The sequence below is a fragment of the Streptomyces sp. NPDC045701 genome, assembly GCF_056432045.1.
The window spans coordinates 303996-324977 of sequence record NZ_JBWKJV010000004.1; the positions used below are offsets into that span (position 1 = coordinate 303996).

At 73.8% G+C, this 20982-nt stretch carries 16 protein-coding genes; 9 read left to right on the forward strand and 7 right to left on the reverse strand.

Features of this window, described 5'->3' with window-relative positions; genetic code table 11:
- Window positions 1–26 precede the first annotated feature (26 nt).
- On the reverse strand, window positions 27–677 hold the full coding sequence (locus AC07DW_RS07385; protein ID WP_478856638.1) for an HAD family hydrolase: 651 nt from the start codon (window positions 675–677) through the stop codon (window positions 27–29).
- 8 nt (window positions 678–685) lie between these two features.
- Window positions 686–1444 (reverse strand): DeoR/GlpR family DNA-binding transcription regulator, encoded by a 759-nt coding sequence (locus AC07DW_RS07390; RefSeq protein ID WP_478856639.1) that lies wholly within the window; start codon window positions 1442–1444, stop codon window positions 686–688.
- A 73-nt stretch (window positions 1445–1517) separates the two neighbouring features.
- On the opposite strand from AC07DW_RS07390, the gene AC07DW_RS07395 reads away from it, so the two are divergent.
- From AC07DW_RS07395 to AC07DW_RS07405, 3 genes are all read left to right on the forward strand, one after another.
- Window positions 1518–2807, forward strand: a complete 1290-nt coding sequence (locus AC07DW_RS07395; protein ID WP_478856640.1) for an MFS transporter — start codon at window positions 1518–1520, stop codon at window positions 2805–2807.
- Between the two features lie 217 nt (window positions 2808–3024).
- The gene (locus tag AC07DW_RS07400; protein ID WP_478856641.1) at window positions 3025–3324 is read left to right on the forward strand and encodes a hypothetical protein; all 300 of its coding nucleotides are present in this window, start codon (window positions 3025–3027) and stop codon (window positions 3322–3324) included.
- A 75-nt stretch (window positions 3325–3399) separates the two neighbouring features.
- Window positions 3400–4293, forward strand: coding sequence for a Crystal protein ET79 (locus AC07DW_RS07405; RefSeq protein ID WP_478856642.1), 894 nt, complete (start codon window positions 3400–3402; stop codon window positions 4291–4293).
- Here the strand turns inward: AC07DW_RS07405 and AC07DW_RS07410 are convergent.
- Window positions 4280–7069, reverse strand: coding sequence for an AAA family ATPase (locus AC07DW_RS07410; RefSeq protein WP_478856643.1), 2790 nt, complete (start codon window positions 7067–7069; stop codon window positions 4280–4282). The genes AC07DW_RS07405 and AC07DW_RS07410 overlap by 14 nt on opposite strands.
- Window positions 7070–7273: 204 nt before the next feature.
- Window positions 7274–8095, reverse strand: coding sequence for a DUF817 domain-containing protein (locus AC07DW_RS07415; RefSeq protein WP_478856725.1), 822 nt, complete (start codon window positions 8093–8095; stop codon window positions 7274–7276).
- A 210-nt stretch (window positions 8096–8305) separates the two neighbouring features.
- Between AC07DW_RS07415 and AC07DW_RS07420 the strand changes: the two genes are divergently transcribed.
- Window positions 8306–8800, forward strand: coding sequence for a peptidylprolyl isomerase (locus tag AC07DW_RS07420; protein ID WP_478856644.1), 495 nt, complete (start codon window positions 8306–8308; stop codon window positions 8798–8800).
- A 157-nt stretch (window positions 8801–8957) separates the two neighbouring features.
- Here the strand turns inward: AC07DW_RS07420 and AC07DW_RS07425 are convergent, their stop codons facing one another.
- Window positions 8958–9425, reverse strand: a complete 468-nt coding sequence (locus AC07DW_RS07425) for a DUF6003 family protein (protein ID WP_478856645.1) — start codon at window positions 9423–9425, stop codon at window positions 8958–8960.
- Window positions 9426–9817: 392 nt separating this feature from the next.
- On the opposite strand from AC07DW_RS07425, the gene AC07DW_RS07430 reads away from it, so the two are divergent.
- The 3 genes from AC07DW_RS07430 to AC07DW_RS07440 all read left to right on the forward strand — a co-directional run bounded on the left by AC07DW_RS07430 (window position 9818) and on the right by AC07DW_RS07440 (window position 12263).
- Window positions 9818–10417, forward strand: a complete 600-nt coding sequence (locus AC07DW_RS07430; RefSeq protein ID WP_478856646.1) for a hypothetical protein — start codon at window positions 9818–9820, stop codon at window positions 10415–10417.
- Between the two features lie 548 nt (window positions 10418–10965).
- A complete protein-coding gene (locus tag AC07DW_RS07435) occupies window positions 10966–11715 on the forward strand; it encodes a ZIP family metal transporter (protein WP_478856647.1) in 750 nt (249 codons plus the stop codon).
- Window positions 11716–11870: 155 nt separating this feature from the next.
- A complete protein-coding gene (locus tag AC07DW_RS07440) occupies window positions 11871–12263 on the forward strand; it encodes a hypothetical protein (RefSeq protein WP_478856726.1) in 393 nt (130 codons plus the stop codon).
- 71 nt (window positions 12264–12334) lie between these two features.
- Here the strand turns inward: AC07DW_RS07440 and AC07DW_RS07445 are convergent, their stop codons facing one another.
- A complete protein-coding gene (locus tag AC07DW_RS07445) occupies window positions 12335–12856 on the reverse strand; it encodes an SRPBCC family protein (RefSeq protein ID WP_478856648.1) in 522 nt (173 codons plus the stop codon).
- Window positions 12857–13632: 776 nt separating this feature from the next.
- Between AC07DW_RS07445 and yicI the strand changes: the two genes are divergently transcribed.
- Window positions 13633–15918 carry an alpha-xylosidase gene (gene yicI, locus AC07DW_RS07450; protein ID WP_478856649.1) on the forward strand — a complete coding sequence of 762 codons (2286 nt, stop codon included), beginning with the start codon at window positions 13633–13635 and terminating at the stop codon, window positions 15916–15918.
- A 112-nt stretch (window positions 15919–16030) separates the two neighbouring features.
- Here the strand turns inward: yicI and AC07DW_RS07455 are convergent, their stop codons facing one another.
- Window positions 16031–18862, reverse strand: coding sequence for a glycoside hydrolase family 3 C-terminal domain-containing protein (locus AC07DW_RS07455; RefSeq protein ID WP_478856650.1), 2832 nt, complete (start codon window positions 18860–18862; stop codon window positions 16031–16033).
- A 421-nt stretch (window positions 18863–19283) separates the two neighbouring features.
- Here AC07DW_RS07455 and AC07DW_RS07460 point away from each other — a divergent pair, with 421 nt between their 5' ends.
- On the forward strand, window positions 19284–20951 hold the full coding sequence (locus tag AC07DW_RS07460) for an extracellular solute-binding protein (protein WP_478856651.1): 1668 nt from the start codon (window positions 19284–19286) through the stop codon (window positions 20949–20951).
- Window positions 20952–20982: the final 31 nt, after the last annotated feature.

Here is a 20982-nt window from a genome sequence, read left to right on the forward strand (position 1 = left end):
TGGGCGAAGGGCGGGCGCCCCGGAGGTCAGGCGCCGGCCCGGCCGCCGGGTTCGGTGACCACGCCGTACCGGTGGTCGCGCAGCGCCGCGCGCAGCCCGGCCGCGCCGGTGAACAGCAGCCCGCGCAGCCCGGCCGCGCGCGCCGCGACCACGTTCTCCTCACGGTCGTCCACGAAGAGGACGTCCGCCGGCTCCTCCGCGAGCGCCCGCAGACACCACGCGTACGCGCCGGGCTCGGGTTTGGCGTGGCCGATCCGGCAGGAGAACCCGCGCACCGCGAAGTGGCTCAACCAGGCCGCGTGCCGCGCCTCGTAATGTGCGGTCAGTTCCGGGGGGATGTTGGAGAGCAGGCCGAGGCGCCGGCCCGCCGCGGCGAGTTCGCCGACGAGCGTCACCATCTCCTCGTCGACCGCGCTCCAGCCCGCGACATCGGCCGCGATGAGCGCTTCGGTCCGCGCGGCGCCGAAGCGCGTGCCCAGTGCCGTACCCACCTCGCGCCAGTAGGCCGGCCCGGTCACGTCGCCCCGGTCGTACGCCGGCCGCAGTCGCCAGTAGGCGTCCCAGAAAGCGGGCGCGGGCACCCCGGCGGTCGCGACGAGCGTGGTGCTCGCCTCGGGGGACTGGTGCCGGGCGATGACGCCGAACAGGTCGAAGAGGACGGTGCCCCGGGATGCCATGGCTCGCCTCACACCTTCCGTACGGTGACGCCGGCCGCGGCCAGCGCCTCGGTCGCCTCGTCGGGGGCCGTCTCGTCGGTGACGACGGCGTCGAGCGCGGTGGGCGGCGCCACGAACGCCAGCGCGGTGCGGGAGAACTTGGCCGCCTCGGCCACGGCGATCGTGCGCCGGGCGGACGCCATCGCCGCGCGTTTGACGGCCGCGTCGGCGAGGTCGTAGGCGGTCAGGCCGTCGTCGGCGGTCAGGCCGCAGCAGCCGATGACGGCGGTGTCGAAGCGGACCGCCGCGAGGGACGCCTCCGCGAGGGGGCCGGTCATCGCCAGTTCGCCCGGCCTCGGCTCACCGCCGGGGAGAAGCAGCCGCACGGACGGGGCGCCGGCCAGCGCGTTGGCGGCGTGCAGCGACAGCGGCATGACGGTGACGCGGCGGTCGCGCAGGGCCCTGGCGACCTCCAGGCACGTCGTCCCGCTGTCGACGACGACGGACTCGCCGTCGGCGATCAGCGCGGCGACGTCCGCCGCGATCCTGCGCTTGACCTCCTCCCCCTCCCGTGCCCGCAACCCGAACGGCGGTTCCACGCCCCGCAGAAGCAGGGTGCGGGCACCGCCGCGGAACCGTTCGAGCACGCCCTGTCCGGCGAGGATCTCCAGGTCGCGGCGCACCGTCATCTCGGAGCAGCCGGTGAGTTCGGCCAGTTCGGCCACGCTCAGCTCGCGCGCCTCCCGGACCGCGGCGGTGATCCGGCGGTGTCGTTCCGTAGTTCCCATGAGCGCATTGCACAGGGATCATGTGCGAAAGTCAACCTATCAAACAGGTTTGTTGTTCATTATGCTCCTCGGCATGAACAAATCATTGCGAGCCGCCCGACTCGCCACGTTCGCCTTCTTCGCCCTGAACGGTTTCGTGATGGGCATGTGGATCGTGCACATTCCCGCGGTCGAGTCCCGCACGGGGATCAGCCACGCCGTACTGGGGTGGCTCCTCCTCCTGCTGGGCGGTGGCGCCTTCGCCGGGATGCAGTTGTGCGGCCGTCTCACCGATCGGCTCGGCGCCCGCCGGGTCGTGCCGGCGGGCGCCGTGCTGTGCAGTGCGGCGGTGGTGCCGCCGGCCTTCGCCGTCGACGCGCCGGGCCTGGGGGTCGCGCTGTTCCTGCTCGGCTTCGGCAACGGCTGTCTGGACGTCAGCATGAACACCCACGCCGTCCAGGTGGAACGCGGCTACGGCCGACCGGTGATGTCCGCGTTCCACGCGGTGTTCTCGCTGGGCGGCGTGCTCGCCGCGCTGGTGGGCGCGCGGCTCATCACCTGGGGCTGGGACCTCGGTGTGACCCTGACCGCCGTCGCCGCCGCCGGCGTCCTGGTCACCCTCGCCGCCACTCCCGCGCTGCTCGCCCCGCCGGGCGCGCGCTCCCGGACCCCGGCGCCCGACGCTCCGACGCCCGGCACCGGCACGATGCCCGGGGTCGGTACGGCGGCCGAGGGGTCACCGCCGGCCGGGCGGCGGCGGACGCCCCGGAAGGTCTGGGTCCTGGCCGTTCTCGCCCTGCTGCTCATGCTCTGCGAAGGCGTCGCCAACGACTGGAGCGTGCTGCACCTGGAGGACGTGCTCGGCGCGCCCGCCGCCACCGCGGCCTTCGCCTACGGCGCCTTCGCCACCGCCATGACGGTGGGCCGGCTGCTCACCGACCGGGTCGCCGCCCGCACCGGCCCGGTGTTCATCGTCCGCTACGGCGCCGCCGCCGCGGGCGCCGGTCTGGCCGTCGCCGCGCTGTCCCCGTGGGTGCTGCCCGCGCTGGTGGGCTGGGCCGTCTTCGGGCTCGGGCTGTCGGGCTGCGTACCGCAGTTCTTCAGCGCCGCCGGCCACACCGACGAGGACGCGGCCGGCGCCCATGTCTCCCGGGTCGCGGGGCTGGGCTACCTCGGCATGCTGGCCGGGCCCGCCGTCATCGGCCCCCTGACGCACCTCGTGCCGCTGAACCTCGCGCTGTTGCTGCCGGTGGCGCTCTGCGCGGTGGCGGCAGCGGCGGCCGGTGTCCTGCGGGCCGACCCGCCGCCCGCGCCCGGGCAGGCTCCCGGGCCGACGCGCGGCACCCGGCCCGCCGACCGGGCGGCCGACACGGGCGCGGTGTGAGACCGGGGTGCGGGCCCGCGCCGGCCGCCCCCGTCGACGCGCGCCGCGACGACCCGGCCCTCCGGCCGGTGAACGGCTCTCCCGCCGCCGACACGGCCGACGGCGCGGGGGGAGTGAGTTCGTGGATTTCCACGATGCCCGGCAGCCGCCGTACGCGACAGTCTGATGCCCGGGCGATCGCCCCGCACCTTCCTCTTCTCAGAGCCGGGAGCTCACCATGCGCGTCACCACCATCGCGGTCGTGTCAGCCCTCGCCGTGGCCGTCGTCGGCGGGCCGGCCACCGCGTACGCCGCCGAACCGGACACCGCCACCGCCGGTGCGACACAGGCGGCCACCGGCCTGCCCGCCGAGGCCGGCGCGCTCGCCGGCTGGCGGGAAGGCCCCTACAGCGACCCCGAGATCGCCGCGGCGGCCGCGCAACTCACCATCGGCATCGGCAGGGCGACCGCCTACTACCTGGTGCAGGTCTGGGACACCGTGCGGCAGACCACCAACTGGTGGATCAACTACACCTGACCTACCCGCCGCCCGCACCGGACCGGCGGCTTCGCCCCACCTCCCGTACGTCTCCCACCTGAGCGAAAGGCCACCGTGAACACCGACAAGCCCTCCCTCGCCCCCCGCGCCCCTCGCACGGCCGCGAGGGTGCTCCTCACCGCGCTGCTCGCCCTGGGCGGCACCGCGGCCCTCGCCGCCCCGGCCGCGGCGACCGTGCCGCGGGCGGAGGCCGAGGCCACCGCACCGCTCGGCCCGCAGGCCGCCCGCAGCACCCGGGTGGAGTTCGACAACCGGACCGCCGCCGGCATGCAGCGCGTTCAGGCGGAGCTCCAGCACGGCTGCTGGACCTCCTTCGTGCCCGAGTACGTCCCCGCGTACCAACAGCGGTCGTGGGAGAGCGAGTCCTGCGGCATGCTGACCGGGACGGAAGGGAGGGCGTCGTTCTCCGTGCCCGGCGGCGAGGTCGCCGTCCACTGGAACAACCCCTACGCCGGCAGCAACAGTTACCACTGCACGGCACCGAACGGGTACCACTGCGTCAAGGACTCCACCACCGGCGGCGGCAACAACGCGACGGTACGCTTCCGGCTGACCGGGTCGCCGGCGCTGACCACAGCGGTCACGGCCGGTCCGACGGCGGCACAGGCCGCCCGCAGCACGCACGTGACGTTCAACAACCACACCGACCGTCTCATGGTCCGCACCGACGCCCGCCTCTCCTGGGGCGTGTGGACGGCCAACCAGTACCCGCCGGAGGCCATCCCGCCGGGGAACACCCGCTCCTGGCAGAGCGAGTCCGAGGGGTTCGCGACCGGAACGCAGGGCGAGACGACCTTCGCGCTGCAGGGCGTGGGCGACGTCAAGGTCAAGTGGAACAACCCCTACGTGGGCAGCAACAGTTACGAGTGCTCCGCACCCGCCGGATACCAGTGCCGGCGGTCCGGCGGCAGCGGTGACAACGCCAGCCCGGTGTTCACCCTCTCCTGAACGCCCCGTGCCCTTCCCCTCGCCCCTCCGGCGTCCGGGGCGAGGGGAGGGGCGCGCCGGTCAGCTCCGCCTCCCCTGCCAGGACCGCCGCCAGCTGCGTACGCCGTGTGATGGCCAGCTTGCGGTAGGCGCTGGTCAGATGGGTCTCGACGGTACGGCGGGTGAGGTGCAGCGCCGCGGAGATGTGGGCGTTGGTGTGGCCCGAGGCCGCCAGTTCGACGACCCGCCGCTCGGCGGCGGTCAGCGCGGGACAGCCCGTCCTGGCCCGCGACCCGCCGCGCACCCGCCCCTCGCGCAGGGCCTCCTCCACCACGCCGAGCAGCCGGCCGGCACGCGGCGGGGCGCCGTCCCCGGGCGCCGGAGCGGGCACCGCCACCGCCAGCGCGACGGTGTGGGCCTCGCGCAGCGCGTCACGCCCCTTGCGGCCGTTGCCGGCCTCGATGCGGGCCCGGCCGAGATCGACCAGCGTCTCGGCGAGCTCCACGGGCGCGGGGCTCGGCCGGAGCAGCTCGGCGGCCTCGGTCAGCGAGTCCAGGGCCAGCCGCCCGCCCACCGCCGCGGCGTACGCCCGCAGGGCCCGGCCGACGGTACGGGCGGTTCCCCAGGTCCGGGCGTGCCGCAGCTCCTCCTCGGCGAACTCGCGGGCCTCCTGCCGCCGCCTCAGACGCACCAGGGCGAACGCCGCGCCCGAGCGCCACGGTGTGGCGACCGGAGCGACGAAGTCGCGGGCGCTCTGGCCGGCACCGCACGCCAGGTGGTCCTCCAGCGCCGCCTGCCAGTCGCCGTCCGCCGCGTGCAGCAGCGCCCGCGCGTGGCGCAGCTCGTTCCACTCCCAGGAGCTGTCGGCGCCTGACGGGCCGGGACCGGCCAGGACCTCCCACGCCTCGGCGCGCCGGCCGGTCTCGAGGAGGGTGGTCGCCACCATCGCCGTCAGGTGCGGCAGGCGGACGCCCTGCCCGGCGGACGCCTCCACCAGGGGCGCGTTCTCGGTGACGACACGGGGGAAGTCACCCGCCCACAGGGCCGCCTCGGCCCGGACGCTCAGCAGGCACTGCACGCCCGCGTCCGTCAGGTCCGGAGGTGCGGGCGCCGGGGGAAGGCAGGAGTCGGCCAGGTCGCGCGCCTCCCGCAGACGGTCCGCCCACTGCAGGAGGGTGGCCGCGCTGCCCAGCCAGGCGGTCCGCAGCCGGGGGTCCACCGGCGCCGCCAGGCGCGGCCGGACCCGCCCGAGCGCCTCGGCCGCCGAGCAGAGCCCGGCCCCGGCCTCGTACTCGGTGATCAGACCGCACACCAGCGGCTCGATGGTGCCCGGCGCGGTCGGCGCGAGAGCGTGCAGACGGGCCACCGCGCCGCGCCAGGCGACGGCGTCGTGCGAGGAGATGAGCGCCCCGAGGGTCTGGAGGACCTGCACCAGCTCGTCGTCGTCCGTGCCGCGGCCGGCCTGGCGCAGGACGCTCAACGCGGTGTCGGTACGCCGGCCCGCGACCAGCGCCGCACTGAGGGCGGGTGCCGCCGCCGCCCGGTCCCGGACGTCGGTGTGGAGCTCCAGCCCGGTGCGGAGCCTGCGGATACCGGCCGTCGCGCTGAGCGGGAGCTCCAGGGCACCGAGGCGCAGGGTCAGGCCGGCACGCCGGGTGGCGGGGAGCGGCCCGCTCAGGGCGTGGCGGAGGTACGCGGTGGCCTCGGCGACGCGACCGGCGCGGGCGGCCTCCTCCGCCGCCTCGGCAAGGGAGCGGGCCATCCACTCCTCGCCGGGCCGGTCGACGTGCAGGAGCCGGGAGGCCACCGTCGTCGCGGGTGCCCCGCCCTCGTCGAGCAGTCCGGCGATGCGCGCGTGCAGCGCGGCGGTCTCTCCCGGTTCGGCGGCGGCGAGGACGGCCTCCCGTGCGAGGGGGTGGCGCAGCAACCGGCCGAGACGGCGCACCGAGCGGGCGCTCGGGGGACGCTCGTGCGGGCAGAGGTCGGCGACCTGGGCGAGGAGGCGGGGCGCGGCGGGCGCCTCGCCCTGCGCCGCCACGGCCAGGGCGAGGCAGACGTGACGGGAACGCGGATCGGCCCGGTGCCTGAGCCAGCCGGTGATGGTGTCGCGGTAGCGGCTGTGCGCCGGGGCGGCCGGCGGGCGGGGGAGCGGCCCCTCGGCGAGGTCGGCGACGAGCGCCCGCACCAGGGCCGGATTGCCCGCGCCCGCGTCGACGCAGGTGGCGGCCTGCTCCGCGCCCAGCCCGGCGGCCCGGGCGATGCGGGTGACGGCGGACGCGCCCAGCGAACGCAGGGCGACGGCCGTGCCCGTGGCGGGCGGCAGCGGCGTGGGATCGCCCTGGTCGAGGCACTCGGTGAGCACCAGCAGGACGGGTAGGCCGGCGATGCGGCGCGCGAGGTAGCCGATCCAGCGCCGGGACGGCTCGTCGGCGTGGTGCAGGTCGTCCACCGCGAGCAGCACCGGGCGCTCGGCGGCGGACCGGGCCAGGCCGGTCACCAACCGGTGGAACACCCGCTGTTCGTCCGGCCCGGACGGCGCCGAGAAGGGTACGGTGGCGTCCTCCGGGAAGACCTGCCGGACGAGCCCGAACGGGAACGCGCTCTCCTCCGGTACGCAGCGCGCCCGTCCCACCCGCATGGCACCGTCGGCGGTGTGCCGCCGGACGATCGCGTCCAGCGCGACCGTCCGGCCCATGCCGGCCGCCGCCGCCAGAAGCATCCAGCGTCCGCTGCCGTCCCGGGCGGCAGCCGCTGCCGCCGCGGCCGTGCCGAACACCTCGTCGCGCTCCAGCAACACCTGTCCACGTCCCCCTTCGTCCCATGCCGGTGCCCCGGGGGCACCACTCGTCCGCTGGTCGGGCGGACGAGTTCCCGAGAGCCAGCATGGCGGACGAGCGGCGATCGGGAAGCGGGGGCTTCGGCCAGATCATCCGGCCGGTGCCCGGTTCCGGCCACGCCGGTTCCGGGCACGCCGCCCCGGCGTCCCCGGGGCCGCCGGCCGTCAGGCCGGCGCCGCTCCCGGCGTCTCCGGGCCCCGGGCGCCCCGGCCCGGCAACCGCTCCTCCGCCCGCCCCTTCACCCGCTCCGCCAGGACGAAGGTGACGCTGATGAGCAGCGCCCAGGCGCCGAACTTGGTGAGCGCCACCGGCTGCCATCCGTCCAGTTGGTGGGGGTAGCTCCAGGCGCCGACATAGGTGGCGGCGTTCTCGGCCACCCACAGGAAGAACCCGATCAGGACGAAGGAGAGGGCCAACGGCATGCGGTAGCGGCGCGGGCCGACGGTGAATCCGACCCACGCCCCCGCCGTCACGCCCACCATCGCCACGGCGAGCGGCCAGCGCAGGTCCGGCAGCCAGTGGTGGGTGAAGAAGTTGGCGTACACCGCCGCGGCGACCAGGGCGGTCGCGGCGGCGCGGTACCCGGTGAAGCGCAGCGCGAACAGGTGCCAGGCCCGGCAGATGTAGCTCGCCACCGCGGCGTACATGAATCCGCCGTACAACGGCACACCGGCGATCTTCGTCACCGCGTCCTCCGGATAGCTCCACGATCCGAGGCGCACCTTGACGAGCTCGAACAGCAGCCCCACGACATGGCACGCCGCGATCACCAGCGTGTCGCGCCGGCTCTCCCACCCCATCCGCCGCGCGCCCAGCGTCAGCAGCACCCCGTAGACGAACACCAGGTCGTACCGCGCCACCGGCAGTTCGGGCATCGCCCGCGACGCGGCGATTCCGCCGAGGAGCGCCACCGCGAACACGCAGCACCGCACCTGCAGAAGGGTGAACCGGGCCAGCTGAGCGACGCCGCCGAGAAATCCGTGCATGCGGTCGAGGACGCCCCAGGTCACCCGCTGGTTCAATCCGCCCCGCGCACCACCGGCGGGACGGCGGACGGACACGGTGGGCGCGGCACGGCCGCAGGCCGGGCGCGGGCGGCGCGACCCGGAGGAGAGCCCACCGGGGCGGCCGCCGGGAGGACCGCCGGGGGAGGGGCCGTTTCGACTTGTCGCCACCCGTCGGGAAGAATCAGGCCCATGAGCGAAAATGTCTTCTTCAACGTCTCTGCCAACGGCGAGAACCTCGGCCGCATCGTCTTCCGGCTGTTCGACGATGTGGTCCCCAAGACCGCCCGCAACTTCCGCGAGCTGGCCACCGGCCAGAACGGCTACGGCTACAAGGGTTCGCCCTTCCACCGGGTCATCCCCGAGTTCATGCTCCAGGGCGGCGACTTCACCAACGGCAACGGCACCGGTGGCAAGAGCATCTACGGCGAGACCTTCGCCGACGAGAACTTCCAGCTCAAGCACGACCGGCCGTACCTGCTGAGCATGGCCAACGCGGGCCCCGGCACGAACGGCTCGCAGTTCTTCGTCACGACCGTGGTCACCCCGTGGCTGGACGGCAAGCACGTCGTCTTCGGTGAGGTCGTCGAGGGCCAGGACGTCGTCAGGACGATCGAGGCCCTCGGCAGCCGCTCGGGCGCCACCGCCAAGAAGATCGTCGTCGACGACTGCGGCGTCGTCGCCTAGGGAGTGTCCGGAAAGGGTCGGCGCCCGCCCGAATCGAGGGGCGGCGTACGTCCGCGTACGCCGCCCCCCGCACTCCTCGGCGCGTGGCCGTCGGGGCCCGCGCCGCGCTTCGCCCGACCGGGCATCGCGCGCGGGCGTGGCGCCCGGGCCAGGACGTTCAGCGACGGCTCCCCGCCGGGCCGGACGCCGCCCCGGGCGAGGAACCGGCCGCCACGGAGGCGACGGTCGCCGGGTCCTCCCCGGTCAGTTCCACGATCCGGTGCTGCGGCACCCCCGCGAGCACGGCCCTCGACAGGAGCGCGTCCCGCTCGCCCGCGCACTCGCGGTAGGCCAGCAGCTCCTCCTCCACCCGGGTGACGGCGCCGGGCGCCAGGACGTGGCGCAGCCGCAGCAGCTCCTCTTCGCCGAGGGGAACCGGGAGCTTCTCCGTCCCCTCCGGGATGCGCCCCGTCTCCTCGGGAGGCGACAGCCGCAGTGCGGTGGAGGCCGCCGTGACCCCGTGGGCGTCGAGCCAGGCCCGTACGGCGGGAGTCTCCAGGCACGCGAGGTCGCCCACGGCGGCGAGCGGAGCACCCAGCTGTGCGGCCGTGCCGTCGGCGAGGAACAGGTAGGCGTCGTCGGTCATGCTCGTCTCCTTGGCGGAAGCGATGGTCGTGTGCTGTCGCCCCACTACCCCGTAACGCGCGGTACACCGCCCGATCGTCGCGACGGCCACCCCTGAAGGTGCCAACACGCGCCCGGTCGGCGGAAGTTGGCGTGGCGCACCAGGGCCCTGGGGGAAACCGGGGTAATGGGAACGGCGGGGACCGGGGGCGCGATGCCGGCCAGGAGCGCCCGGGCGGCGGCCGGCGCGGGTGACCCCGCCCGAGCCCTCCCGCCGGCGCCCATCACACCCCCGCCCCTCGTCCCCGTCCTCCGTTCGCAGCAACCGCGATGGCCCGAGCCGCTGTCATGGGCGAGGGTGAGCAGGGCGCCGACCTCCGCCGGTGCCTTCCGCCTGGGCAAGGGAGCCAGAGCATGTCCGAACGCAACACCGTCCTGCGCAGCCTGCACGACGTGGGCCTGGCCGCCTGGTTCGGCGGCTCCCTGATGGGAGCGGTCGGCCTGAACGGGGCGGCCCGTGACGAGGGCGGCACCTGGGCGTCGACCGCCCGGATCGCCAGCTCCGGCTGGGCGAAGTGGACACCCGTCAACGCCGCCGCCATCGCCACGCACCTGTTCGGCGCCGGGGGCCTGCTGGCGGTGAACGCACCCCGTGTCGCCACCCAGCAGGGCGTCGCCGCCTCCACCCTCGCCAAGACCGTCCTGACCGGCGCCGCGCTCGCGGCCACCGCCTACAGCAGGGTGCTCGGCAAGAAGATCGAGCTCGCCGCCTCCTCGGACCCCGAGGACGCCGAGAAGGCCGCCAAGCACCCGATCGACACCGACAAGGCGCAGCGGCAGCTGTCCTGCATGCAGTGGACCATCCCGGCCCTGACCGGCGGCCTGCTGATCCTCAGCGCCCTGCACGGCGAGCAGCAGCGCCCGGCCGAACAGGCCCAGGGCATGTGGGAGCGCGCCAGGACCATGACGCCCTCCATGCTGGCGTCGGTCCCGCACTGGCACGCGACGCACTGACGGCTCCGCGCCCCCGGCCGCCCACCGTCGGCCGGGAGCGGGGCACGGCACACCCAGGGCCCGGTGACCGCCTCCGGCGCACCGGGCCCTGGCGTGCCGAAGAGCCGAAGAGCGGGTGTACGACCGGCACCGCGGACGGGTGCGGTGTCGGCCCGCTCCGCATCCTCTGCGCCCGGGGCGGAAAGCCGCTCCGGGCGCGCGCGTGCGGCCGCGCCGCCCCGCCCACCGCGCCGGCCCCGCCGACGAACACCGCGGTCACCGCCGCGGGCCGGCTGCCCCCCTGCGCCACGCGGCGCCCGAGCAGCCATGGACGTGACGCCGACGCCGTGCGCGATCACGACGTCCGGAAGTAGAGGACTCTTCCACCGTGCCGCCGCTGTCCCGGGGGTGGACGCCGTACGACTCGCCCGGCTCGTACGGCCGTTCGCGGTTCAGGCCCCGGCCGGCCGCGCGGACGCAACCCGCTGACCGGCGCCGTCGCCGGTGGGTGCGCGAGCCGATGCGGGGCAGGCGAATCGGATCGATGCCGAGGAGACGGAGGAATGGGCATGGCGGACGCTCTGGTGGCGGGTGGATGGGGGCTGTTCGCGGGGGCGGCCCTGCTGGTGGGCGCCGTCGCCGGCGCGTTCTTCTCCGTGCCGGCCCGGTGGGTGGCCCTGATCATGGCGTTCGGCAGCGGGGTGCTCATCTCGGCCGTCTCCTTCGACCTGGTGGCCGAGGCCCACGAGCAGGGCGGCCTCGCCCCCACGGCGGCCGGCGCGGTGGCGGGGGCGACGCTGTACTCGCTGGCCAACGTGCTCCTGGCCCGGCGCGGCGCCCGCCATCGCAAGCGTTCCGGCGACCAGCAGCCCTCCGAGCGGGAACAGCCGGGCTCCGGCAGCGCGATCGCGGTGGGAGCGCTGCTGGACGGCGTCCCCGAGTCGGTCGTCATCGGTACCAGCCTCTTCGGTGGCGGGCACGTGGGCACGGCCACCGTGGCCGCCGTCTTCCTGAGCAACCTGCCCGAGGGGCTGGCCAGCGCCACCGGTATGCAGCGGGCCGGCCGGAGCCGCGCGTACGTCTTCACCCTGTGGTCGGCCATCGCGGCCGTCAGCGGGCTCGCGGCACTGGCCGGCTACACCCTCCTCGAAGGGGCCTCTGGTACGACGATGGCCGCGATCACCGCCCTGGCGGCGGGGGCGATCCTCGCCATGATCGCCGACACGATGATCCCGGAAGCCTTCGAAGAGGCACACCTGCTCACCGGCTTCACCACGGTGCTGGGTTTCCTGACCGCCTTCGTGCTGTCCCACGGCTGACGCCCGGACCGGCCGCTTCGGGCGCGCGCCCGCTCCGCGCCCGTTTCGGCAATGCGAGTGACAAGGTCATGAGCGCGGGGTCCCAGGGGCATACGACCACCGTGAACGACGAACTGATCGACGGGCCGGACGCCGCGCACCGGCGCCCGGACGGTATGAGCGACACGACGGTCGAGGCCCTCGGCTCGCTGTCGAAGGCACTGGAGACCACGGAGCGGGCCCGCGGCCACCTCTACTCGTTCCACCAGCTCACCGGCACGGCCGACCTGGAGCTCGACAACGCGGTCCGGCTGCTGCGCGAGGCCGGGCACGGGGAGGCGGCCGATCTGGTCGAGCGGGAGATCCTGGGGCGCAACGTGATCCCGGGGCACTGGACGTTCCAGATCGTCGAGGCCTACAACCGCACCTACTACCGGCCCTTCGCGGACATCGAGCAACAGCTCGTGCGCGAGCTCGCGGACGGCCGCGACCATCTGTACGAGGCGGAGATGAAGGAAGCCCGCCGCACGCGCCGGCACCCCGACCACACCGCGCTGCCGCCGGGCTGACCCGGCGTGCCGGCCGGGGCGCCGGTCGGCTGGGTGACCCCGGGTGGCCGGTCGGTCCCCGGGTGGCCGGTTCAGCCCGCGACGGGCTCTTCACCGGCCTCCAGGACCTGCTTCAGTCGCTCCAGCGTGGTGCGGATGTTGCCCCGCTGAAAGTCCGCGAACGTCCGCCCCCGCGTGGCGATCCGGTCGAACGCGTTCGCCACGGCGTCGGGCCAGGCCCTCCGGTCGTCGGTCCACGTCTCCGTGACCCGGGTCGCGCCCCCGTCGACCGCCTCGAAGCGGTACTCCCAGGTGGCGATCGGGCCCCGCAGCCGCGGGCGCCGCACCCCGATCGCGTGCACGCGGAAGGCGAAGCGCTCACCGGGGTCGGCGGCGACGACCGTGCACCGCGTCACCCAGGTGAGGGGGCCGCGCTTGTTGCGGCCCTCGAAGACCATGCCGACGTACGCCCCACGGCGATCCCCGAGCACGGTGGCCCCCTGGTTCTCCGGACTCCAGCGGCCCATGGCGGTGGGGTCGCTGAGCCGTTCGTACACGCTCGCGGGGTCGGTCCGGATGACGATGTGGTCCGACACGGACAGGGTGCGGGGCATGGCGCGGCCTCCTGGTCCACGGCTGCCCGGTACAGCCGAACGTCCCCACACCCTACTCGTGGGTAATCCGTTCGGGACTCGGCAGCCCCCGATTACTGCCTTGGCGAAGCGCTTCGACTCAGCGTGCGCCGGGAGCATCATTCCGCTACGCAATTGTCAGGCAGCAGTCTCTCGGGCAAGGTCTGCGAGTCCCAAATCCCTTGACACTCCCGGGCATAGCTGCCAGGGTGTCCGAGCTTCGCTCTCTGTGCGCCGATCGTCGAAGCGATTCGATATCTGGAGGGGTTCAGTGCGGTACATCGGTGACCGTTCCTCGCGATGGCGGTGGAGATGCCCGGGGACGGACCGGTCGGCCCCGCGGCCGGGCGCGCGGACGACTCCGGCGGTTCCCCGGCGGGGCGCGGTGAGCCCCGCCCCGCCGTCGGCCATCGCCTCCGTGCGCGCCGTTCGCGGGCTCCGCGGCGTCCCGGGCCGGCCGGCGTGACGGGCGGGCGCCCGCCGACCGAGGGGTCGTGTCACCGCGTCCACCGCTCCGAGCTCGCGGACGGGTGGCGTCCGGTCCTCGACCCGGCGCCGTCGGCCGACGCTCCCGCGCTCCCGCGTGAGCGGCATCCGCTGCGCACGGAGGCGCTCTTCCACCGCCTCGAGGCCGCCCGGGGCGTGCACGTTCCCTCGATGCCGGGACGCCGCCGCGACCGCTCGCGGGGCCCGGCCGCCGCCCGCCGGGCCCCGATCCCGATCCACGTACCGCCTACATCAAGGAACACGGGAACCCGATGAAGTTCACGGACGGCTTCTGGCTCATGCGCGACGGCGTCCGCGCCTCGTACGCCACCGAAGTGCGCGACCTCCACGTCAGCGACGACCGCGTCACCGCCTACGCGGCCGTCACCCGCGTGCGGGATCGGGGGGCCACCCTCAACACGGCCCTGATCACCGTCGAGGCCTTCTCGCCCGCGGAAGGGATCATCGGCGTACGCGTCACGCACCACGCGGGCAAGGTCCACCCCGGGCCCGACTTCGACCTGCCGGGGGCGGACGCCGGGGCCGGACCCGGCCCGGCCCGTACCCGGCGCGAGGGCGACCTCGTCGAACTGTCCAGCGGGCCGCTCACCCTGCGGCTGGACACCTCACGGCCGTGGACCCTGGAGTTCCTGGGCGACGACGGGCACCGGCTGACCGCCGCCGAACGCAAGGGCACCTCCTTCGTCACGACCCCCGACGGCGCCCACCACATGGCCGCCCAGCTCGCCCTCGGCGTCGGCGAGCAGATCTACGGCCTCGGCGAGCGCTTCACCCCCTTCGTCAAGAACGGCCAGACCGTCGACATCTGGCAGGCCGACGGCGGCACCAGCAGCGAACAGGCGTACAAGAACGTCCCGTTCTACCTGTCCTCACGCGGCTACGGGGTCTTCGTCAACCATCCCGGCAAGGTGTCCTTCGAAGTGGGCTCGGAATCCGTCGGCCAGGTCCAGTTCAGTGTCGAGGACCAGACCCTCGAGTACTACGTGATCGCGGGACCCACCCCCAAGGACGTGCTCACCCGTTACACCGCTCTCACCGGCCGCCCCGCGCTCCCGCCGGCCTGGTCCTTCGGGCTGTGGCTGACGACGTCCTTCTGCACCGTCTACGACGAGAGGACCGTCACGTCCTTCGTGGACGGCATGGCGGAGCGGGACATCCCGCTCTCGGTGTTCCACTTCGACTGTTTCTGGATGCGCGAGTACCAGTGGTCGGACTTCCGGTGGGACCCCGAGGCCTTCCCCGACCCCGCGGGCATGCTGGCCCGGCTCAAGGAGCGCGGGCTGAGGATCAGCGTGTGGATCAACCCGTACATCGCGCAGAAGTCGGCGCTGTTCGCCGAGGGCGCGGCCCGCGGCTACCTGGTGCGGCGCACGAACGGCGACATCTGGCAGTGGGACCTGTGGCAGCCGGGCATGGCGCTGGTGGACTTCACCAACCCGGAGGCCCGCACGTGGTTCCAGGACCGGTTGCGGCCCCTGCTCGACCAGGGCGTCGACTGCTTCAAGACCGACTTCGGCGAGCGGGTGCCCACCGACGTCGTCTGGTTCGACGGCTCCGACCCGGAGCGGATGCACAACTACTACACCCAGCTGTACAACCGGACCGTCTTCGAACTCCTGGAGAAGGAGCGCGGCGTCGGTGAGGCCGTGCTCTTCGCCCGCTCCGCCACCGCCGGCGGCCAGCAGTTCCCCGTCCACTGGGGTGGTGACTGCTTCGCCTCCTTCGAGGCCATGGCCGAGTCGCTGCGCGGGGGGCTCTCGCTCTCGCTGAGCGGCTTCGGCTTCTGGAGCCACGACATCGGCGGCTTCGAGGGCACGCCCGACCCGCACGTGTTCAAGCGGTGGCTCGCCTTCGGCCTGCTCTCCTCGCACAGCCGGCTGCACGGCAACGTCTCCTACCGGGTGCCGTGGGAGTTCGGCGAGGAGGCTGTCGACGTCACGCGACGGTTCACCCGGCTCAAGCACCGGCTCATGCCGTACCTGTACGGAGCCGCCGCCGCGGCCCACCGCACAGGGGTGCCCGTCATGCGGCCCATGCTCCTGGAGTTCCCCGGGGACCCGGCCTGCCGCACCCTGGACCGGCAGTACATGCTCGGCCCCGACCTGCTGGTCGCCCCGGTCTTCACCGCCGACGGCGAGGTGGAGTACTACGTGCCGGGAGGGACCTGGACGCTCCTGCTGACCGGCGAGACCGTGACCGGCCCGGTGTGGCGCCACGAGCGGCACGGCTTCGACAGTCTGCCACTGCTGGTGCGCCCCGGAGCCGCGCTGCCGCTCGGCGCCGACGACCGGCGGCCGGACTCCGACTGGCTCGACGGGCTGACCCTGCGTGTCCACCCGGCCCCCGGGGAAACGCCATGGACGCGCACGGTCGAGGTGCCGGACCGCGCCGGCCGGACGGCGGCCGTCTTCCACGTCACCGGGGACGGCGACCGCCTGCACGTGCGGGCCGAGGGGACGGACCGTCCCTACCGGGTGGAGGTCGCCGGCGGGGCGTGCGGGGAGGGCGCGGGCGAGGTGGTCGTGACCCTCCGCTGACGGACGCGGTGGGTGCCCGCGCGACCGCGCCGGAGCCCCGATGGCGGTGTGACGCAGGAGCCCGGCACCGGGGATCCCCGGTGCCGGGCTCCTGCCGTACGTGCCGGGCCCCTCAGCCGGTGAAGGAGATCCGCGCCAGCCGTACCGGGCCGCGCAGCCGCACATGCAGGTCGTGCACCCCGGAGAGCGGCACGGCGACTCCGGCCGTGACGTAGTCGTACGGACCACCCGTGGCGGCCGGCGCGTACGACGCCAGCAACGTCCCGTCGGGCAATCGCAGTTCGACCGAGGCCGGGCCGGACGCCGACATCTCCGGCGACGCGGTCACCACACCGGCGGCGCCGAAGTCGCAGCGGCGGAAGACCAGCTCACCGGGGCCGTCGCCCGCGACCGTCACCGCGTCGCCGGACACCTTGGTCCGGTCGACGATCACGGTGCCGTACTGCTCGTCGTAGTCGGCGGCTTCGAGGCCGTTCTCCCGTACGGCGCGCGGGAGGGGCTCCTCCCCGTCGACGGGGAGGTCGGCCGTCAGCCGGATGTCCGCACTGGAGGCGCCCACCAGGAAGGTGTACCGCCCCGTGTCGACCGTCCACCGCCCCCGGGCGACGTCCCAGAAGCCGAGGGCCGCGACGGGCACCTCGAACTCCGGCCGCAGCTCCGCCCCAGGGGCCAGGCGCATCCGGCGGTGGGCGACGAGCTGCCGGAGGGGACGGGGCACCCCGGACGTGGCGGCCCGGACGTAGACCTGCGCGACCTCGTCCGCCTCGATCGCGCCGCCGTTGCCGACGGTGAAGGACACGCGGACGGTGTCGGCCGTGCGCACGACCGACAGGCCCGCGTAGGTGAAGGCCGAGTAGGACAGACCGTGGCCGAACGGATAGAGCGGGGTGCCGTCGTCGTACAGATAGGTCTGGCGGCTGCCGATGATGTCGTAGTCCAGCAGGCCCGGCAGGTCGGCGTCGGAGGCGTACCAGGTCTGCGGCAGCCGCCCCGCCGGCGAGACGTCGCCGGCCAGCACACGGGCGAGCGCCGTTCCGGCGGCCTGTCCTCCGTGGGCGGTCCACAGCAGGGCGGGCAGGGCGGCGTCCGCGTCGGCCACGGCGTACGGGTACGACGAGACCAGGACGAGCGCCGTACGCGGGTTCGCGGCGCGGGCCGCGCGCCACAGCCGCACCTGATGCTCCGGCAGGCGCAGCGTGGTGCGGTCCTCCGTCTCGCGGCCGTTGATGTGGGGGTCGTTGCCCGCGACGACGATCACCACGTCGGCGGCCGCGGCGGCGTCCGCCACGTCGTCCGTGCCGCGGCCGGTGACGACGATCTCGAAAACGTCGCCGTCCTCGGCAACCTCCAGGACCCCGGCGGCGACCGAGAGGTAGCGGCCGGTACCCACGTGCGCCAGGAGGTGGCCTGAACCGTGTTCCTCCAGCCGGAACGTCTCCCGCACCACCCAGCCCCCGGGCTGGTCTGCGGAGGCGCGCACCAGGCCGTCCTCCGCGACCGACAGGTACATGCCGTCGGGGGCGCGGAAGGTGACCAGCCCGTCACCCCACTCCACCATGGCGAACTCGGTGGGATCACCGCCGGCGGTCAGCGGCGGCAGGTCGGTGCGTCCCCCGAGCAGCGCGGGGTCGAGCGTCCCCTGCGCCCCCCGCACCGTGGCGGTGCCGGACGAGGAGGGCACGCGCACCCAGCCGGCCGCCGTCCGCAGCCGCACGCGGTCCACACCCTCGGCGTGGCAGACGTTCCCGGCGCCGAAGCGCTCGCGCAGCCCGTCCAGGGGAGTGGAGCGGCGGATCAGTGTCCCGCTGTACCAGTCGAGCTTGCACTCGTCGGCGAGCAGTCCGACGACCGCGATCCGGGCGTCCTCGGCCAGCGGCAGCAGGCCGTCGTTCCTGAGCAGCACGACCGCCTGCTCCGCGGCCTCCCGCGCGAGCGCCCGGTGTTCCGGGGTGTCGAACGCCCCGGCACCGGCGTACGGGTCGAGTTCGGGGTCGAACTCGCCGAGGCGGAACCGCATCAGCAGGATCCGGCGCACGGCGTCGTCGACGGTCCCCTCGTCGACCAGCCCCTTGTCGAGTGCTCCCCGTACGCGGTCGACGATCGGGGAGGAGTCCTGGCCGTGGTCGGTGAAGCTGTCCACTCCGGCGCGCAGGGCGGCCGCGGTGGCCTCCTCGTGGGTGTCGTAGTAGTGCTCGGAGTCCACCAGGTTGGAGGGCGCGCCGGCGTCCGAGCACACCACCAGGGACTGGTCCGTCCACGTCCGCAACTGGGTGCGCAGCAGGGGCGAGAGGTGGTTCGGCCGGCCGTTGACGAGGTTGTAGGAGGGCATCACTCCGGCGACCGCGCCCGCCTCCACCGCGGGGCGGAAGGCCCGCAGGTCGTACTCGTGCAGGACGCGCGGGCGGACCGACGAGGAGCAGGTGTCCCGGTCGGTCTCGTTGTTGTGGGCCAGCCAGTGCTTCAGCACCGGCGCGGTACGCCAGTGGACGGGGTGACCGCCGCGCAGGCCGCGGGTGTAGGCGACGGCGATGGCGGAGGTCAGCTGGGGGTCCTCGGCGTACCCCTCCTCGTTGCGGCCCCACAGAGGATGGCGCAGGAGGTTGACGGTGGGCGCCCAGACGTTGAGGCCGACGCGCGGATCGGCGGCCCGCATGGCGCGGGTCTCCTCGCCGACGGCCTCTCCCACCCGCCGTACGAGGTCCTCGTTCCAGGTGGCGCCCAGCCCCACCGCCTGCGGGAAGACCGTGGCGGGGCCCATCCACGCGACGCCGTGCAGGGCCTCCTGGCCGGTACGGAACGCACCGACGCCCAGGCGCTCGACGGCGGGCGCGAACTGGTGGAGCATCGCGATCCGTTCGTCGCGGGTGAGCCGCGCGAGCAGGTCCTCGACCCGCTCGTCGAAGGAGAGCGTTGCGTCGCGGAAGGGCGGCGGGATGTCGGTCACAGGGTTCCCCAAGGGTGAGCGTCGCGAGCTGCCACACGGATTCGACAGGTGCACGGGTGCGACAGGTACGACCGATGCGACAGGTTCGCAGCGCGGTCGGCATGCTGTTCGAAGCGCTTCGATGCTGTAGTCGGCCGTGCGGAGGTGTCAAGACGCACCGGCCGCCACGCCGGCCTTTCCGGCGTGCTCTCGACGGCCCTGCGGGCCCCACAACTGAGGCTAACCGAAAGAATTTTCGCAGCGACCCTTGAACGGCCTGCCGTCGTCACTTAACCTCGCTGCAACATCGAAGCGCTTCGACTAAAGCGCTCGGGCATCGCCACTGCTCCATGTGTCCCACGCTCGCCACACCCGCCGACCCGCATGCGTACGGCCACTCCCGCGCGCCCTTGGCTGACCGCATGAAGAAAGGGGCAACGCCATGCCCGTAGCCAAGGCTCCGACCAGGAGAACGTTCCTCGGCTCCACCGCGGTCGCCGCCATCGCCGTCACCGGCGGTGCGCCGCTGCTCAGCGCGTGCAGCGGTTCGCCGGGTGACAACCGCACCGAGGGCGCCACCACCGGAAGGAAACTCCAGGGCATCCTCCCGGCGTTCGTCGCCTCCGACGTCGTGAAGCCGGACCTGCCGAGCAAGAACGGTTCGGCTCTCGGCTTCACCACCGCCCCGCCGGCCTCGCAGCTCGCCGTCTCCGTGCCCACCAGGCTCGGCAGGGGCGGCACCGTCACGATCATGGCCCCGCTCTGGGGCACCTCGCCCAAGGCCGGCAACCCGTACTGGACGGCCATGGACGAGGCCATCGGCGTGAAGGTGAACTGGCAGAACCAGGACGGCAACACCTACGGACAGAAACTCGGAGCCGTCCTCGCCTCCGGTTCCCTGCCGGACGTCGTGGTGATCCCCGCCTGGGAACTGGGCGGCAAGATACCCAGCGCCATCAGCAACAAGTTCGCCGACCTCGGCCCGTACCTCTCGGGAGACAAGGTCGAGCAGTACCCGAACCTGGCGGCGATCCCGAGCAACGCCTGGCAGCGGGCGGTCTTCGGCGGCAAGCTCCGCGGCCTGCCGATGCCGGCCTGCGACATACCCAACATCGCGCCCTTCTACCGGTCGGACCTGTTCAAGGCCAAGGGCTACCGGCCGCCCACCACCGCCCAGGAGTTCTTCGACCTGGCCAAGGAGATCACCTCGGCCAGGAACAAGGTGTGGGGCTGCGGCGACATGACGTGGGCCGCGTACAAGATCTTCGGCGTCCTCGACGAGAAGCCCACCTGCTGGCGGCTCGTCGACGACAAGCTGGTCCACCGCATCGAGACCGACGAGTACCTCGAAGCCCTCGAGTGGTCCCGCTCCCTGTACTCCGCCGGTCTGGTGCACCCGGACGCGAAGGCGGAGAGCGGGGACACCGGCAACCTCTTCACCTCCGGCCGGGTGTGGATGTACAACGCGGACATCTCCGACTGGTACGGCAAGAGCGTCGTCCAGCGGGGCGACCATCCCGGCTTCTCCATGGCCGCGATGGACTACTTCCACCACGACGGGGGCAAGCCCCGCCTCTTCGCTGGCTCGCCTTCCAACATCTGGGCCTTCGTCAACAAACAGGCCGACGAGAGGACGGTCCGCGAGGTCCTCGCCATCGCCAACTTCACCGCGGCCCCCTACGGCACCAAGGAGCAGCGGCTGAAGGCCTACGGTGTCGAGGGGATCCACCACACCGTCAAGGGCGACGCGATCACCAGGACCGAGGCCGGCAACAACGAGGTCTTCGCCACCTACGAGTACGTCGCCAGCCCCCAGCAGTTCTTCGCCTATCCCAACCACCCGGACGTCGCCGAGGGGTTGGTCCGCTGGCAGCAGCGCATGGGCGCGTTCGTCACCAGGCCGCTGTTCTACGGCATGCAGGTCCAGGAGCCGAACCGCTGGGCCGAGCTCAGCAGCCAGTTCGAGGACCTGGAGAAGGACGTCGTGCGGGGCCGCAAGAAGATCGGCGACGTGCAGCAGGCCGTGTCCGACTGGCGCTCCCGTGGCGGTGACCGACTCCGCGACTGGTACCGGAAGCTGCTCGACGAGACCGGCGGTCAGGCGTCCTGACCGGCCGGTCGAGGGGGAGCGAGGAGAGAGA

Excerpts from the sequence above, each read along its gene's own strand:
- AC07DW_RS07390 (WP_478856639.1), bottom strand. The coding sequence starts at position 1,444 with ATGGGAACTACGGAACGACACCGCCGGATCACCGCCGCGGTCCGGGAG.
- AC07DW_RS07425 (WP_478856645.1), bottom strand. The coding sequence starts at position 9,425 with ATGACCGACGACGCCTACCTGTTCCTCGCCGACGGCACGGCCGCACAG.
- AC07DW_RS07385 (WP_478856638.1), bottom strand. The coding sequence starts at position 677 with ATGGCATCCCGGGGCACCGTCCTCTTCGACCTGTTCGGCGTCATCGCC.
- AC07DW_RS07445 (WP_478856648.1), bottom strand. The coding sequence starts at position 12,856 with ATGCCCCGCACCCTGTCCGTGTCGGACCACATCGTCATCCGGACCGAC.
- AC07DW_RS07440 (WP_478856726.1), top strand. The coding sequence starts at position 11,871 with ATGAGCGACACGACGGTCGAGGCCCTCGGCTCGCTGTCGAAGGCACTG.
- AC07DW_RS07420 (WP_478856644.1), top strand. The coding sequence starts at position 8,306 with ATGAGCGAAAATGTCTTCTTCAACGTCTCTGCCAACGGCGAGAACCTC.
- AC07DW_RS07460 (WP_478856651.1), top strand. The coding sequence starts at position 19,284 with ATGCCCGTAGCCAAGGCTCCGACCAGGAGAACGTTCCTCGGCTCCACC.
- yicI (WP_478856649.1), top strand. The coding sequence starts at position 13,633 with ATGAAGTTCACGGACGGCTTCTGGCTCATGCGCGACGGCGTCCGCGCC.
- AC07DW_RS07395 (WP_478856640.1), top strand. The coding sequence starts at position 1,518 with ATGAACAAATCATTGCGAGCCGCCCGACTCGCCACGTTCGCCTTCTTC.
- AC07DW_RS07430 (WP_478856646.1), top strand. The coding sequence starts at position 9,818 with ATGTCCGAACGCAACACCGTCCTGCGCAGCCTGCACGACGTGGGCCTG.
- AC07DW_RS07435 (WP_478856647.1), top strand. The coding sequence starts at position 10,966 with ATGGCGGACGCTCTGGTGGCGGGTGGATGGGGGCTGTTCGCGGGGGCG.
- AC07DW_RS07415 (WP_478856725.1), bottom strand. The coding sequence starts at position 8,095 with ATGCACGGATTTCTCGGCGGCGTCGCTCAGCTGGCCCGGTTCACCCTT.
- AC07DW_RS07400 (WP_478856641.1), top strand. The coding sequence starts at position 3,025 with ATGCGCGTCACCACCATCGCGGTCGTGTCAGCCCTCGCCGTGGCCGTC.